Raw genomic sequence first — 14,813 nt, forward strand, 5'->3', positions numbered from 1 at the left:
CGATGAACCCGACGCCCACCGTTGACGAACTCGTCCAGCAGCCGATCGAAGCGATCATCCCGCATCGCGGCACCATGCTGCTGATCGACGCCGTGGACACGTTCAGCGAAGAAACGCTCAGCGCGCGCGCCACGGTGCGCGCGGACGCCTGGTATGCCGACGCCGACGGCGCCATGCCCGCGTGGATCGGCATCGAACTGATGGCGCAGGCGATCGCCGCGCACGTCGCGTTGCTGGCCATGCGCGGCGGCGGCCGCGCGCGGCCCGGCGTGCTGCTCGGTTCGCGCAGCTACAAGGCATTGCAGCCGTCGTTCGCGGGCGGCGCGCAGTTGTCGATCCACGTCGCGGAACTGCTGCGCAGCGAAGAGGGCCACGGCGCCTACGAATGCACGATCCGGCACGGCGACGCGAGTTGCGCCGAAGCCGTCATCAAGGTTTTTCAACCGCGCGATTTTCAGTCATTCATAGAAGGGAGTTTCAGTTCATGAGCCGGCGTGTTCTCGTTACCGGCGCAAGCCGCGGCATCGGCCGCGCGATTGCGTACAAGTTGGCTGCCGACGGCTTCGCGGTGTCCGTGCACTGCCGCACGGGACGCAGTGAAGCGGACGCGGTTGCGACGGGCATCGCCGCGCAGGGCGGCACGGCGCGCGTGCTGCAGTTCGACGTGCGCGAGCGCGCCGTGTGCCGCGAAGTACTCGAAGCAGACGTCGCGGCGCACGGCCCGTACTACGGCATCGTGTGCAGCGCGGGCGTGACGCGCGACGCCGCGTTCCCCGCGCTCACCGAGGAAGATTGGGACATCGTGATCGAAACCGGTCTCGACTCGTTCTATAACGTCGTCCATCCCTTGACCATGCCGATGGTGCGCGCCCGCAAGGGCGGCCGCATCGTCACCATCGCTTCGGTGTCCGGCGTGATGGGCAACCGCGGCCAGGTCAACTACAGCGCGGCGAAGGCCGGCCTGATCGGCGCGAGCAAGGCGCTCGCCGTCGAACTGGCGTCGCGCAACATCACCGTCAATTGCGTGGCGCCGGGTCTGATCGAGACCGGCATGCTCGACGAAATGCCGCTCGAGCAGGCGCTGAAAACGGTGCCGATGAACCGCGTCGGCCAGCCTGCCGAGGTGGCGTCCGTGGTCAGCTTCCTGATGTCGGATGCGGCCTCGTATGTCACGCGTCAGGTGATCGGCGTCAACGGCGGGATGATCTGATGAAGCGCGTCGTCATTACCGGCATGGGCGGCGTCACGGCGTTGGGCGATAGCTGGGACGTGATCGAAACGCGTTTGAAGAGCGGCGTGAACGCCGTGCGCCGCATGCCCGAGTGGGATTACTTCGAATCGCTGCATACGCGGCTCGCGTGTCCGTTGCCGGGTTTCACGGCGCCCGCGCATTATCCGCGCAAGAAGACGCGCTCGATGGGTCCGGTGTCGATGTATTCGGTGCGCGCCAGCGAACTGGCGCTCGCCGACGCGGGCCTCGCCGACGATGCCACCATCAAGGACGGCCGCATGGGCGTCGCGTATGGTTCGTCGTCCGGTTCGGTGCAGCCGATCCGCGCGTTCGGCACGATGCTCGAAACCGGCTCGATGAGCGACGTCACGTCGAACAGCTACGTGCAGATGATGCCGCACACCACCGCGGTCAACGTCAGCCTGTTCTGGGATCTGAAAGGGCGGATCATTCCGACCTCGTGTGCGTGCGCGTCGGGCAGCCAGGCGATCGGCTATGCGTACGAAGCGATCCAGAGCGGCAAGCAGACGCTGATGCTGGCCGGCGGCGCGGAGGAACTGTCAGGGCCGGCTGTCGCCGTGTTCGACACACTGTACGCCACCAGCACGCGCAACGACGAACCGCATCTGACGCCGCGTCCGTTCGACGCCGCGCGTGACGGCCTCGTGGTCGGCGAAGGCGCGGCCACGCTGGTGCTCGAGGAATACGAGCATGCAGTGGCGCGCGGTGCGCGGATTCACGCGGAGATCGTCGGCTTCGGCTGCAACTCGGACGGCGCGCATATGACCCAGCCGACCGCCGAAACCATGGCGCTAGCGATGCAACTCGCGCTCAACGACGCCCAACTGCCGCCTGAAGCGATCGAGTATGTGAACGCGCACGGCACCTCGACGGATCGCGGCGACATCGCCGAAAGCCATGCGACAGCACAGACCTTCGGCGCGCGCATGCCGATCAGCTCGCTCAAGAGCTATGTCGGCCACACGCTCGGCGCGTGCGGCGCGCTCGAAGCGTGGTGGACCATCGAGATGATGAAGCGCAACTGGTATGCGCCGACCTTGAACCTGGAGAACGTCGATCCGGCCTGCGCGTCGCTCGATTACATCGTCGGCACGGGGCGTGAGATCGACGCCGAATACGTGATGAGCAACAACTTCGCGTTCGGCGGCATCAACACGTCGCTGATTTTCAGGCGTGTCCGATGAGCGTGGCTTTGCAACGCGTGGTCGTGACCGGCATGGGCATCGTGTCGTGTCTCGGCAATACGCTCGATGAAGTCTCCGCTGCCTTGCGCGAGGGCCGCTCGCGGATCGAGCGGATCGACGCGTGGCGCGAGCGTGGCTTCGCCTCGCAGGTCGCAGGCGTCGCCTCGGTCGCGCACGAGCCGCCGTTCGAGCGCAAGCTCGAACGCTTCATGGGCGACACCGCGCGCTTCGCGTGTCATGCCGCGCGCAAGGCGATCGACGATGCGGGACTCGACGCGGCGCAGTTGCGCTCGCCGCGCGTGGGCACGGTGATCGGTTCGGGCGTCGGCAACATGTCCACTTACGACGCGGCCATGGCGATCGCGCATGCCCGTGGCGTCGACAAAGTGCCGCCGTACACGGTGCCGCATGCGATGAGCAGCACCGCGTCGGCCAACGTCGCGCAGGTGTTCGGGCTCGAAGGCGTCAGCTATTCACCGTCGTCGGCGTGCACGACTTCGGCGCTCGCGATCGGGCAGGCGATGCAATTGATCCAGACCGGCCGACAGCAGATCGTGCTGGCCGGCGGCAGCGAATCGCTGCACGACAACATGACCCTGATGTTCGACGCGATGGGCGCGTTGTCGCGCCGCTTCAACGACACACCGCAGAAGGCATCGCGTCCCTACGACACGGAGCGTGACGGTTTCGTGATCGCGTCGGGCGGTGGCGTGCTGGTGCTCGAATCGCTCGATCACGCGCTTGCACGCGGCGCGCGGATCTACGCGGAGCTCACCGGTTTCGGCGACTGCACGGACAGCGGCGGCATGGTCACGCCGCGCGCAGCGGGGATCGCGCGGGCCATGCGCGGCGCGCTGAACGAAGCGGGCAAACGGCCTGACTACGTCAACACGCACGCACCGTCGACACCGCTCGGCGACCTGGAAGAACTGCATGCGTTGAACGAGGTGTTCGGCGCGGCGTTCGATCATCGCGTGCCGGCGTTTTCGTCGACCAAGGGTATGACGGGGCATCCGCTCGGCGCGTGCGGCGCGCACGAGGCGATCTACACGCTGCTGATGATGCGCGACGGTTTCATCGCGGGCACGGCGGATATCGACACGCGGGAGCCGGCTCTCGACGGCATGCCGCTCGTGCGCACGACGCGCGAGGCGCGCATCGGCACGGCGATGTCGGTGTCGTACGGGTTCGGCGGCAGTTGCGCGAGCCTGATGTTCGAAGCATGGCAGGGCGGCTGAAAACGGCCGCGACTTTATAAAACAACGAGGGCGATAAGAATGAAAAGAGCAGGTGCATTGGGCGCGCTGGCAGTCATGGCGCTGACGCTGGCGGGTTGCGCCACGCAGGTGAAGTCGCTGCCGCTCGCGGCGGCGGGCGGCCAATCGCGCGGCAACGTGCCGGTGTATTTCGGTCAGCAGGACCACCCGGCGGTCAAGAGCCGGTTGGGCGACGTGTCGTACTCCGTGCGGATCGCGCGCAAGGTCGCCGGTCCCGACGACGCTTGCCACGAAGCGCTCGCCGAAGCCGTGCAGAAGCTGCGCGCCGCGGCCAGCGAACGCCACGCCAATGCCGTGATCGATGTGTCGACGCGTTTTCATAGCACCGAGAGCAACTCGTCGACCGAATTCACTTGCGGCGTCAGTCCGAGCGCCGCCGCGATCGCTGTAAGCGGCCAGCTCGTCGTGCTGGAATCGAACTGAGCCGAATCGGGCCGATTGAAATAGAACTCACAGAGCAACAACAACCACCAAGGAGTCTCAATGAAACGCCATCTGCTGTTTGCCGCATTGTTTGCATCGTTTGCCACGCTGAGCGCCACGCCGGCTTTTGCCCGCGATACGGTGAACAACTATCCGGTCGATCAGGCCTTGCAAAGCGAACCCGGCAAAGTGAGCGAAGACATCGCACTGTATTTCGCGGGCCAACGCCATCCGTCTGTCGTGAAGACGATAGGCGAATTCGCGACCAACAAGAAGACCAACGCGTTCGGCAAGAGCGATTTGCAAGCCTGCCAGCACGTGTTCCTCTCGGCGGTGATCGAGTTGCAGGAACGCGCGCGCAAGGAAGCCGGCAACGCGGTGATCAATATCAAGAGCAACTACAAGAACGAATTGCGTGAGAGCGCGACTGAGTACACCTGCGGCGCGGGCGCGGTGATCGCCGGTGTCGCGTTGACGGGCGAAGTGGTGACGTTGCGCAAGTAACACCCGGTCGGCGCAAGTCAGTACGGGGAAGCACGTATGCGCGCGGGGAAAGCTGGAAGGCGGCATGCGCCGCCGCCTCGCGCTGTTTTTCCGCACCTGGCCCGCGCCTTGCTGCGCATTAACCGGCTTTGACCGCCGCCACATTGACCAGCGTTTCACGACGCTTGCCGGGTTGCGGATGGGTCAGGCCGAGCCGTTCGAGAAGACCGAAGTCTTTCGCGCGGCTCCACCAGAGGTAGGGCAGCGAGACATTGCGCTCGCTGAAGCTGAAGCCGCCGCGGCGGATCATGTCGAGGTAGCCGTCGGCGCTTTTTTGCACGTGCATCGGATGACGGAACAGCAGCCGGATCACCCACGATTTGATGTACGCGTCGGTGGATTCGGCGAACAGCAGCACGCCGCCCGGTTTGAGCACGCGGCGGAACTCGGCGAGCGCGCGGTCCTGTTCGACGAGGTGATGGAAGGTTTGATGGCAGAACACGATATCGGCGCTCGCGTCGGGCAGCGGCAGTTTCGCGCAGTCGCCGTGCAGCAACTCGATCTCTGCTAGCTTGTCGCGGCAGGCGCTCGCTGCCTGAGCGGCAAGCGTCAACGACGGCTCGTGGAAGTCGATGCCGACCAGGCGGCGCGGCTTGAACGCCTCGGCGAGCAGACGGAAGGAAATGCCCTGGCCGCAGCCGACGTCGACGATCACCGGCGCCTCGGGCAAGGGCGTGTCGAGCAGGCGTTGGAGGTCGTTGATCGCGACCCGCAGCACATGATGTTCCCAGGTGTAGGTACGCAGGAACCAGATCCCGAAAGCGGTTTCCGGCACGAATGGCACACTGGATGTTTCGGATGGCGACACGCTGGGCTCCCCGGCGAAATAGCGTTCTTGCTGTGCCCCACGAAGACTCCCTTCGGGGCGTTGAAGTGCAATTGTAACGAGACGTAAGGATGCAGCGAAACGCTGCTCCGGGCAAGCCAAACGATTGAGGCAAATTTGAGTACACATTCGTCAAAGCGCACGACCGTCGATGTCGTGATCATCGGTGCCGGACCGGCAGGCGCGGTCGCGGCGGCATTGCTGCGCAAGTCCGGGCGTTCCGTGCTGGTGCTGGAGCGCCAGCACTTTCCGCGCTTTTCCATCGGCGAGAGCCTGCTGCCGCAGAGCATGGCCTATCTCGAAGAGGCCGGCATGCTGCAGGCCGTGGTCGAAGCGGGCTTCCAGTACAAGAACGGCGCGCATTTCGTGTATCGCGATCAGTCGTCGGCGTTCGACTTCCGCGACAAGCATTCGCCGGGTTGGGGCACCACCTACCAGGTCGAGCGCGCGGTATTCGACGATATTCTGATTCGCTGCGCGGCGGAGCAGGGCGCCGACGTGCGCTTCGGCCATACCGTGCGCGCGGTTCATCCCGGCGTCACGCCTTTGGTCGATGTGGTCGACGAAGCGGATCACGCCTATCAGATCGAAGCGCGTTTCGTGTTCGACGCAAGCGGCTTCGGTCGCGTTTTGCCGCGCCTGCTGAATCTCGAAGCGCCGACGCGGATGCCGACGCGCGCCGCGATCTTCACGCATGTACAGGACGGCATTCCGGCCGGCATGACCGACCGCAACAAGATTTGCGTGGCGACGCATCCCGAACACCGCGATGTGTGGTTCTGGATGATTCCGCTGGCGGGCGGACGTTCGTCGGTGGGCTGTGTCGCCGAGGCGAGTTTCCTCGACGTGCCGGAGGCGGAGCGCGATACGAAATTGCGCGCGCTGATCCAGCAGGAGCCGACGCTCAACCGCCTGATCGGCAACGCGCCGTTCCTGATGCCGGTGCGGCACATCGGTGGTTATGCGGCGAACGTGGAGCGTCTGCATGGGCCCGGTTACGCGCTGCTCGGCAATGCGGGCGAGTTTCTCGATCCGGTGTTTTCGTCCGGCGTGACGATCGCGCTGCGCTCGGCGCAACTCGCGGTGCAGACCTTGAACCGGCAACTGGACGGCGCACAGGTCGACTGGTCGGCCGCTTACGACGTGCCGTTGCGCAAGGGGATCGATACGTTCCGCGCTTTCGTCGAGCGTTGGTATTCCGGTGCGTTGCAGGACATCATTTTCTATCCGGACCAGACGCCGTCGATCCGACGCATGATCAGCGCGGTGCTGGCGGGTTATGCGTGGGATGAGTCGAATCCGTATGTCGCGGATCCGGTGCGTCGGTTGAATGCGTTGCATGAGGTTTGCATGCAGCGGTGAGCTAGCTGCTGAAGGCTGGGCAAAAAAACGGCGCTTCGAAATTGAAGCGCCGTTTCTTCATTCAGTTGCGTAAATCACTCAGCTCAAGCCGCGATCCTGGCCGCGCTCGACGCATGCCGCCGCATATCGTCGCGACGATGCACGCGCTTGCCGGCGGCATACGTCTCATAGATCGCGCGATCGTCGCCGAGCAGCGCGAACGCGAACAACAGTTCCTCCAGCGTTTCAGTACGTGCAGTGCGGCGCGCGAGCAGCGGCGTCGCGCGCGGATCGAGCACGACGAAGTCCGCTTCCGACTTCGGCTTCAACGTGCCGACCTTGTCCGCCAGATCAAGCGCTTCGGCCGCGCCGCCCGTTGCCAGATAGAACATGCGCGTGGCCGTCAGATGATGGCCGCCCAGACGCGCGACCTTGTGCGCTTCGTTCATGGTTTGCAGCATCGAGAACGACGTGCCGCCGCCGACGTCCGTCGCCAGTGCGATCGGCATGCCGGCTTCATCGGCCTTGTCGAAGTCGAACAGGCCGCTGCCGAGGAACAGGTTCGAGGTCGGGCAGTGCGAGGCGACCGTGCCGGTTTGCGCCATGCGTTTGCGGTCTTCCTCGTCGAGGTGAATGCAGTGGCCGTACACCGCGCGGCGGCGCAGCAGACCGTAGTGATCGTAGATGTCCAGATAGCTGCGGTGACCGGGGAACAGATCGGCGACCCATTTCACTTCATCGTGATTTTCCGCGACGTGGCTCTGGATGAAGATGTCCGGGTGCTCGCCCGCCAGCACGCCGCACGCTTCGAGTTGCGCTTCGGTCGAGGTCGGCGCGAACCGCGGCGTGAGCGCGTACATCTGGCGGCCGCGATTGTGCCAGCGGCCGATCAGCTCGGCGCTGTCGTCGTAGCCCGATTGCGCGGTGTCGCGCAGGAACTCGGGGCAGTTGCGGTCCATCAGCACCTTGCCGGCCACCATGCGCAGATTACGCGCTTCGCTCTCGGTGAAGAGCGCGTCGGCCGATTCCTTATGGACCGTGCAATACACGAGCGCCGTGGTCGTGCCGCACGCCAGCAGTTCGTCGACGAAAAAGCTCGCGGTGTCGCGTGCATACGCCGGATCGGTGAAGCGGCGTTCGGTCGGAAACGTGTACGTCTCGAGCCACGGCAACAAACCCGGCGCTGGCGACGCGATCATGTCCGTCTGCGGATAGTGAATGTGCGTATCGATGAAACCCGGCACGATCAGCTTGTCGCGCATCTCCTGCACCTGGGTGCCGGGCGCGAGTTGCGGCGCGAGCGCGGCATAGGCGCCCGCCGCGACGACATGGCCGTCTTCGACAATCAGCAGGCCGTCCTCGTTGAAGACCGCCGCATTGGACGATTGCGCGGGATCGCCGTTGAAGGTCAGCAGTTGCGCGCGGAATGCCGATTGGGCTGCTTTGGCCGGGTTGGCAGATTGAGTCATGGAAAAACCGTCTCCGATTGTGGAAGCTGCACAGTCCGGACGACGGTTCGATCATGGTTCGCACATGAGCCCATGCCGCCGCCGGCTGCGATACATCGGCCCGTCAGTGCGGACCGCTTGGGTGCCAGTGCGCGTCGAGCTTCGCGATCAGTTCGCTGCGTTGCTCGGGCGTGACGAACGACGCTTCGAAGCTGTTGCGGATGATCGTGTAGACCTCGGCATCGTTGAGCTTCAACGCGTCGATGGTGGCGAAATAGTTGGCGTTCACGTAGCCGCCGAAGTAAGCCGGATCGTCGGAATTGACCGTCACGGCTACACCGCGATCGAGCAGGTCTTTCAGCGTGTGCTTGGTCAGGTCGTCGAACACGCACAGTTTCAGGTTCGACAGCGGACACACGGTCAACGCGACGCGCGAATCAGCGAGACGCGCGACGAGCGCCGGATCTTCGATGCTGCGCACGCCGTGATCGACGCGGTCCACTTTCAGCAGATCGAGCGCTTCATAGATATACGAGGGCGGGCCTTCTTCGCCCGCATGGGCGACGAGTTTCAGGCCGAGCGCACGCGCCTTGGCGAACACGCGCTCGAACTTCGAAGGCGGATGGCCGCGTTCCGACGAATCGAGACCCACGCCGATCAGGCGATGCTTGTATTGATCGAACAAAGGCAGCGCTTCTTCAAAGGTGGCGAGTGCGTCGTCTTCGGGCAGGTGGCGCAGGAAGCACAGAATCAGCTTGCTCGTCATGCCGCGCTTTTCCGCGTCGGCGAGCGCGCGTTCAATGCCGGCCACGACCGTCGCGATCGGCACGCCGCGCTCGGTGTGCGTCTGCGGGTCGAAGAAGATTTCGCTGTGAATCACGTTGTCGGCGAGGCAGCGCTCGACGTAGGCCATCGTCATGTCGTAGAAGTCCTGCTCGTGCAGCAGCACGCTCGCGCCCGCATAGTAGATGTCGAGGAACGATTGCAGGTCGGTGAACGCATAGGCGGCGCGCAAAGCTTCGATCGAGTCGTAGGTGAGCTTCACGCCGTTGCGCTCGGCGAGCGCGAAGATCAGTTCGGGTTCGAGCGAACCTTCGATATGAATATGCAGTTCGGCCTTCGGTGCCAAGGCGGTTTTTTCGGCCAGCGGCGTGGGGGTAGCGGTCGTTGTAGTCATGGTCGGTCAGGTTTTCGTTGGAGTCGGTTCGGGCCGGATGCGTAAGCGTTGTGTCGACGTGCCGCGCTTCAAACCGTCTGCGTGGCGTGATGCATGCCCGCGTTCGCCTCGACGGCCTGAAGCACCTGCGCCGCCGCCGAGATCGCGATGATCTCCGGCGACTTGTCGACGATGCCGTCCACGCCGAGCGGGCACTTCATGCGCGCGATCAGCGACGGATCGAGACCGCGCGCGGCCAGCCGGTGTTCGAACTGCTTGCGCTTGCTGTGCGAGCCGATCATGCCGAAGAACGCGAAGTCGCCACGCCGCAGAATGCGCTCGGCCAACTCGAGATCGAGCGCATGGTTATGCGTCATCACGATGAAGTACGTGTTTGGCGCGGCCTGGTCGATGGCTTCGTCGGGGGCGTCGTTTGGATCGATCTTCACGTTCGGCGCATGCAGCGATTCCGCGGGCGGAAACTGCGCGTCGCGTTCGTCCACCCAGCGGACCACGCAAGGCAGCGTGGCCAGCACGCGAACCAGCGCGGCGCCCACGTGACCGGCGCCGAACAGCGCGACCGAGAAGTCGCCGGGCGCGATGGTTTCGGTGAGCAGCGCGCCGCTGTCGTCGAAACCCGCGCCGTCCCACAGCAGGCAGTCAGCGGCGTCGACGCCCGGCTCGGGGTCGGACAGCATCACCGCATCCGGTGCGGGGCCGAATGATACGCTACGCACCGTCGAAAGGCCGGCGGCCACGCGTTTCGCCAGCGACGTGATCCAGCCGAGGTCGCCCACGTCGAGCCGCTCGAACGCGACAATCACCGCGCCGCCGCAGCATTGCCCGAGGCTCGGGCCGAGCGCGAAGCGCTCCAGGCGGCGCATGTGCGGCGAGCGCATGCCGTCGCGCAGCACCTGGCGCGCGGTCTCGATGGCTTTCCATTCGAGGTGTCCGCCGCCGATGGTGTGCTTCGCCGAATCGCGCGTAACGATCATCTTGGTGCCGGCTTCGCGGGGCGCCGAACCTTCGACGCGCGCGACCGTCACCAGCACGGCGGCATCGCCGTGCGCGAGCAGTTGTTGCAGGTCAGGTAGCCAGGGCTGCATCCGGCGTTCTCCATGCGTGGCCGCGCGGGGTGTCCGTGCGGCCGGTTGAGTGTGGCCTCTCGCGTTCGTGTCGCGTCGGGCCGCGGGTTATTTTCTCAAGCTGTCGTGTCGGTCGCCGCCGGTTCCGTTGCCGGTTGCGGCGCGGCCGGCGGCTGCAAGGCGTCCAGCGCGTCGAGAATCGCTTCGGGCGTGGCCGGTGCGCGCAACGCCGGCGCCTGTTGCGCGTCCGGCACGGCGGCCGCGATCGCGTCGCGAATCGCGAGGAACACCGAGAACGGCAACAGCAACGGCGGTTCGCCGACGGCCTTCGAGCGGAACACGGTCGGCTCGGCGTTGTGGTTCTGATAGAGCTGCACGTGGAACGCGGCGGGCGTGTCGCTCACCGCCGGAATCTTGTAGGTCGACGGCGCGTGCGTCATCAGACGGCCATCGCGGTTCCACCAGAGTTCCTCAGTGGTGAGCCAGCCCATGCCCTGAATGAAGCCACCTTCCACCTGGCCGATGTCGATGGCCGGGTTGATCGACTGGCCGGCGTCGTGCAGCACGTCCGCGCGCACGAGTTTCCATTCGCCGGTCAGCGTGTCGATCACGACTTCCGAGACCGCCGCGCCATATGCGAAGTAATAAAACGGATGACCGGTCAGCGTTTTCGCGTCCCAATGCACTTTCGGCGTCGTGTAGAAACCGTCCGACCACAACTGCACGCGCGCCAGATAGGCGGCGCCGACCAGTTGTTCGAAGGGCATTGCTCCACCGTTCACCGACACCTCGCCGCTGGCGAATTGCACGTCGTTCGCCGCACCGCCGAGTTGTTTGGCCGCAAGTTCCGCGAGCCTTGCGCGAATTGTTTTCGCCGCGGCTTCGGCGGCTTTGCCGTTCAGGTCGCTGCCGGTGGAAGCCGCGGTCGCCGACGTGTTCGCGACCTTGGATGTGTCGGTTGCCGTGACCCGCACGCGTGAGAGCGGCAAGCCGAACTCGTTGGCGACCACTTGCGCGACCTTGGTGTTGAGCCCCTGGCCCATCTCCGTGCCGCCGTGATTGACGAGCACCGAGCCGTCTTTGTACACATGCACCAGCGCGCCGGCCTGATTCAGAAACGGTACGTTGAACGAGATGCCGAACTTCACCGGCGAGAACGCGATGCCACGCTTGAGCACCGGACTGCTTGCGTTGAAGGCGGCGATCGCTTTGCGGCGCGCGCGATAGTCGCTGGTGCCGAGCAGCTCATCGGTCAACGGCGCGATGATGTTGTCTTCGACACGCTGTCCGTACGGCGTCGTGTCGCGCTCGCCGATGCCGTAGTAGTTGGCGAGGCGCACGTCGAGCGGATCGCAGTTCAACTGACGCGCGATGCTGTCGAGCATCACTTCCATCACGAGCGCGCCTTGCGGACCGCCGAAGCCGCGGAACGCGGTGTTCGACTGCGTGTTGGTCTTGCAGCACAGCGCGACGATGTCGACGTCGGACAGGTAGTACGCGTTGTCGAAGTGGCAGACGGCGCGTGTGGCGACGGCGCCGGAGAGGTCGGCGGAATAGCCCGCGCGCAGCGCGATTTCGACGCGCGCGCCGAGAATGCGGCCGCTGTCGTCGAAGCCCGCTTCGTACGCGTAGACCGCGTCGTGGCGCTTGCCGGTGATCATGAAATCGTCGTCGCGGTCGGCGCGCAGTTTGACCGGGCGGCGCAGCCGTTTCGCCGCCAGCGCTGCCACGCAGGCGAACACCGCCGATTGCGATTCCTTGCCGCCGAAGCCACCGCCCATGCGCCGGCATTCGCACACCACGTTATGCGCCGGCCAGTCGAGCATATGCGCGACCACCTGCTGCATTTCGCTAGGGTGCTGCGTCGAACTGTAGACGAGCATGCCGTCCATTTCCTTCGGCACGGCGTACGCGATCTGGCCTTCCAGATAGAACTGCTCCTGGCCGCCCACTTCAAACGTGGCGCTGATGCGATGCGGTGCGGCGGCGATCTTCGCATCCGGCTCGCCGCGTCTGAGATGCAGCGGCGGCAGCACGAATTGCTTCGCAGCCTTTGCATCAGCAGGCGTGAGGATGGCTTCGAGCGGTTCGTAGCGGACCACGTCGTCGCTTTTTGCCAGCGCGGCGGCACGGCGGGCCAACTCGTGGCTTTCGGCGATCACGGCGAACACCGGCTGGCCGAGATACAGCACTTCATCGACGGCGAGAATCGGGTCGTCGTGCAGCACCGGGCCGCAATTGTTCTCGCCGGGAATGTCTTCGGCGGTCAGTACGGCGATCACGCCCGGCGCTTTCCTGACCGCGTCGAGGTCCATCGACACGATCCGCGCATGGGCATGGCGCGACAGGCCGAGCGCAGCATGCAGCGTGCCTTGCAACTCGGGTACGTCGTCCGTGTAAGTGGCTTCGCCGCTCACATGCAGCGCGGCCGATTCATGCGGTAACGATACGCCGATCGATGCGTCGCTTTCGTGAGCGACGTGCCTCGCAGCGTGTTCGACGAAAGCATCGGTCCGGTTCATCACGACGGCTCCTTCGCAACGGCGGCGTCCGGCGCGCCGGCTTCGAACGCGAACGCATTCACGTCGAAGAGGGCGAGCGGCGCGTCATCGCGCGTTTCGAGGTGGAAACGCCACAGCAGGTTGCGCGCCACCTTCAGTCGATAGGCGCTCGAAGCGCGCATGTCGGTGAGCGGCTGGTAATCGGCGACTAGCGCATTCATGGCTTGCCGCGCGGTGCTTTCGTCCCATGTTGCGCTATTCAGGACCGCTTCGGTTTGCGCGGCCCGCTTCGGCGTGGCCGCCATGCCGCCGAACGCGATGCGCGCCTGCTGAATGGTCCCGTTTTCGCCGAGGTGCAGTGCGAATGCCGCGCACACGGCCGAGATGTCCTGATCGTAGCGCTTCGACACTTTGTAGGTGCGAAAGCGCAGATTGCCCGCCGGGCGCGGCACGCGCAGCGCCGCGACGAATTCGCCGGCGGCGAGCGCGGTCTTCTGATAGCCGAGGTAGAACGCGTCGAGCGGCAGCGTGCGCGTTTTCGGACCGCGGCGCAGCACGACTTCGGCGCCGAGCGCAAGCAGCGCCGGCATCGAGTCGCCGATCGGCGAGCCGTTCGCGACGTTGCCGCCGAGCGTGCCGGCATTGCGGATCGGCAGCGACGCGAAACGCGTCCACAGTTCGGCTAGTTCGGGGTAGTCGACGGCGAGCGCCGCGTACGCGTCTTCGAGCGTGACGGCCGCGCCGATCGTCAGCGTCTGCGCATCACGCTCGATCGTCTTCAATTCGGCGACGTTGCCGATATACAGAATGTCGCCGAGATCGCGGAATTGCTTGGTGACCCACAGGCCGACGTCGGTGCTGCCGGCCAGCAGCCGTGCGTGCGGATGTTCGGTGCGCAGTTTGGCGAATGCGTCGAGCGAGATCGGCGCATAAAAGGCGGGCGAGCCGAACGTGGCGCCGCGCGTGTCGGGCGCACGGTATTCGAAGGTGTCGCGCCGTTGCAGCTCGCGCAATTGATCCACCACGGCCTGACGGTCGAGCGTCACGCGCGGGTATTGCGGATAGTCGAACATCTTCTGCGAGGCGTCGACGATCGGCCGGTAGCCGGTGCAACGGCACAGATTGCCGGAGAGCGCGGCGTTGATTTCATCACGGGTGGGCAGACCGGCGGCGGCCGGCTGGTTTTCGTACAGCGCCCACATCGACATCACGAAGCCGGGCGTGCAGAAGCCGCATTGCGAACCGTGGCAATCGACCATGGCCTGTTGCACGGGATGCAGCGCGCCGTCGGCGGCGCGCAGGTCTTCGACCGTGAAGAGCGCCTTGCCGTCCAGCGTCGGCAGGAACTGGATGCAGGCGTTGACCGCTTTCAGCGCGAGGTCGCCGTGCGCATCCAGTTCGCCGATGACGACCGTGCAGGCGCCGCAGTCGCCTTCCGCGCAGCCTTCCTTGGTGCCGGTGCAATGCAGATCCTCGCGCAGGTGCTGCAGCACGGTGCGCGACGCAGGGACGCCCGCGACCTCACGGATGGACCCCTGGTGATAAAAGCGGATGGTTTGCGTTGTCATGGCGAATCCGAAAGACAGTGCGGACCGGGCGCGCGTTACGCATGGGGTCGCGCCAAAGCCGGCCTCGCGCACGTAGATCGCCATCCAATTCCGAAGATAGCATTACCTTGTCCCAAAAATATTTCCCATGTCGCATGAAGCTTATTCGGAAGCGGTCATGAGATAAGTACGATTCACGCTAAGGCGGGAAGTTGCGTGAGACGGGACGG

At 65.1% G+C, this 14,813-nt stretch carries 13 protein-coding genes; 7 read left to right on the forward strand and 6 right to left on the reverse strand.

Annotated features, from left to right (window positions below):
* Window positions 1–2 precede the first annotated feature (2 nt).
* Genes B0G74_RS02210 through B0G74_RS02235 form a run of 6 tightly spaced genes read left to right on the forward strand, consistent with a single transcriptional unit; the run spans window position 3 to window position 4,640 of the window.
* A complete protein-coding gene (locus tag B0G74_RS02210) occupies window positions 3–488 on the forward strand; it encodes a hotdog family protein (RefSeq protein ID WP_132376818.1) in 486 nt (161 codons plus the stop codon).
* On the forward strand, window positions 485–1,210 hold the full coding sequence (locus B0G74_RS02215; protein WP_012434023.1) for a 3-ketoacyl-ACP reductase FabG2: 726 nt from the start codon (window positions 485–487) through the stop codon (window positions 1,208–1,210). The genes B0G74_RS02210 and B0G74_RS02215 overlap by 4 nt, the downstream gene beginning before the upstream one ends.
* The gene (locus B0G74_RS02220; protein WP_132373471.1) at window positions 1,210–2,436 is read left to right on the forward strand and encodes a beta-ketoacyl-ACP synthase; all 1,227 of its coding nucleotides are present in this window, start codon (window positions 1,210–1,212) and stop codon (window positions 2,434–2,436) included. The genes B0G74_RS02215 and B0G74_RS02220 overlap by 1 nt, the downstream gene beginning before the upstream one ends.
* Window positions 2,433–3,674, forward strand: a complete 1,242-nt coding sequence (locus B0G74_RS02225) for a beta-ketoacyl synthase N-terminal-like domain-containing protein (RefSeq protein WP_132373472.1) — start codon at window positions 2,433–2,435, stop codon at window positions 3,672–3,674. Before B0G74_RS02220 ends, B0G74_RS02225 begins: the two co-directional genes overlap by 4 nt.
* A gap of 39 nt (window positions 3,675–3,713) precedes the next feature.
* Window positions 3,714–4,136, forward strand: coding sequence for a signal peptidase (locus B0G74_RS02230; protein ID WP_132373473.1), 423 nt, complete (start codon window positions 3,714–3,716; stop codon window positions 4,134–4,136).
* Window positions 4,137–4,196: 60 nt separating this feature from the next.
* Window positions 4,197–4,640, forward strand: coding sequence for an excinuclease ABC subunit A (locus tag B0G74_RS02235; protein ID WP_132373474.1), 444 nt, complete (start codon window positions 4,197–4,199; stop codon window positions 4,638–4,640).
* Window positions 4,641–4,758: 118 nt separating this feature from the next.
* On the opposite strand, the gene B0G74_RS02240 is transcribed toward B0G74_RS02235, so the two are convergent.
* The gene (locus B0G74_RS02240; protein WP_132373475.1) at window positions 4,759–5,487 is read right to left on the reverse strand and encodes a class I SAM-dependent methyltransferase; all 729 of its coding nucleotides are present in this window, start codon (window positions 5,485–5,487) and stop codon (window positions 4,759–4,761) included.
* A gap of 135 nt (window positions 5,488–5,622) precedes the next feature.
* On the opposite strand from B0G74_RS02240, the gene B0G74_RS02245 reads away from it, so the two are divergent.
* Complete coding sequence (locus tag B0G74_RS02245) at window positions 5,623–6,867, forward strand: NAD(P)/FAD-dependent oxidoreductase (RefSeq protein ID WP_132373476.1); 1,245 nt, start codon at window positions 5,623–5,625, stop codon at window positions 6,865–6,867.
* 83 nt (window positions 6,868–6,950) lie between these two features.
* Here the strand turns inward: B0G74_RS02245 and guaD are convergent, their stop codons facing one another.
* The 5 genes from guaD to xdhA all read right to left on the reverse strand — a co-directional run bounded on the left by guaD (window position 6,951) and on the right by xdhA (window position 14,604).
* On the reverse strand, window positions 6,951–8,315 hold the full coding sequence (guaD, locus tag B0G74_RS02250) for a guanine deaminase (protein WP_132373477.1): 1,365 nt from the start codon (window positions 8,313–8,315) through the stop codon (window positions 6,951–6,953).
* Window positions 8,316–8,418: 103 nt separating this feature from the next.
* A complete protein-coding gene (locus B0G74_RS02255) occupies window positions 8,419–9,471 on the reverse strand; it encodes an adenosine deaminase (RefSeq protein WP_132373478.1) in 1,053 nt (350 codons plus the stop codon).
* A 68-nt stretch (window positions 9,472–9,539) separates the two neighbouring features.
* Entirely contained in the window at window positions 9,540–10,556 is a 1,017-nt protein-coding gene (gene xdhC, locus B0G74_RS02260; RefSeq protein WP_132373479.1) for a xanthine dehydrogenase accessory protein XdhC, read from the reverse strand.
* Between the two features lie 95 nt (window positions 10,557–10,651).
* A complete protein-coding gene (xdhB, locus tag B0G74_RS02265; RefSeq protein ID WP_132373480.1) occupies window positions 10,652–13,057 on the reverse strand; it encodes a xanthine dehydrogenase molybdopterin binding subunit in 2,406 nt (801 codons plus the stop codon).
* Complete coding sequence (gene xdhA / locus B0G74_RS02270; protein ID WP_207915609.1) at window positions 13,057–14,604, reverse strand: xanthine dehydrogenase small subunit; 1,548 nt, start codon at window positions 14,602–14,604, stop codon at window positions 13,057–13,059. The genes xdhB and xdhA overlap by 1 nt, the downstream gene beginning before the upstream one ends.
* Between the last annotated feature and the right edge of the window lie 209 nt (window positions 14,605–14,813).

Source organism: Paraburkholderia sp. BL9I2N2, assembly GCF_004339745.1.
Lineage (GTDB): Bacteria > Pseudomonadota > Gammaproteobacteria > Burkholderiales > Burkholderiaceae > Paraburkholderia.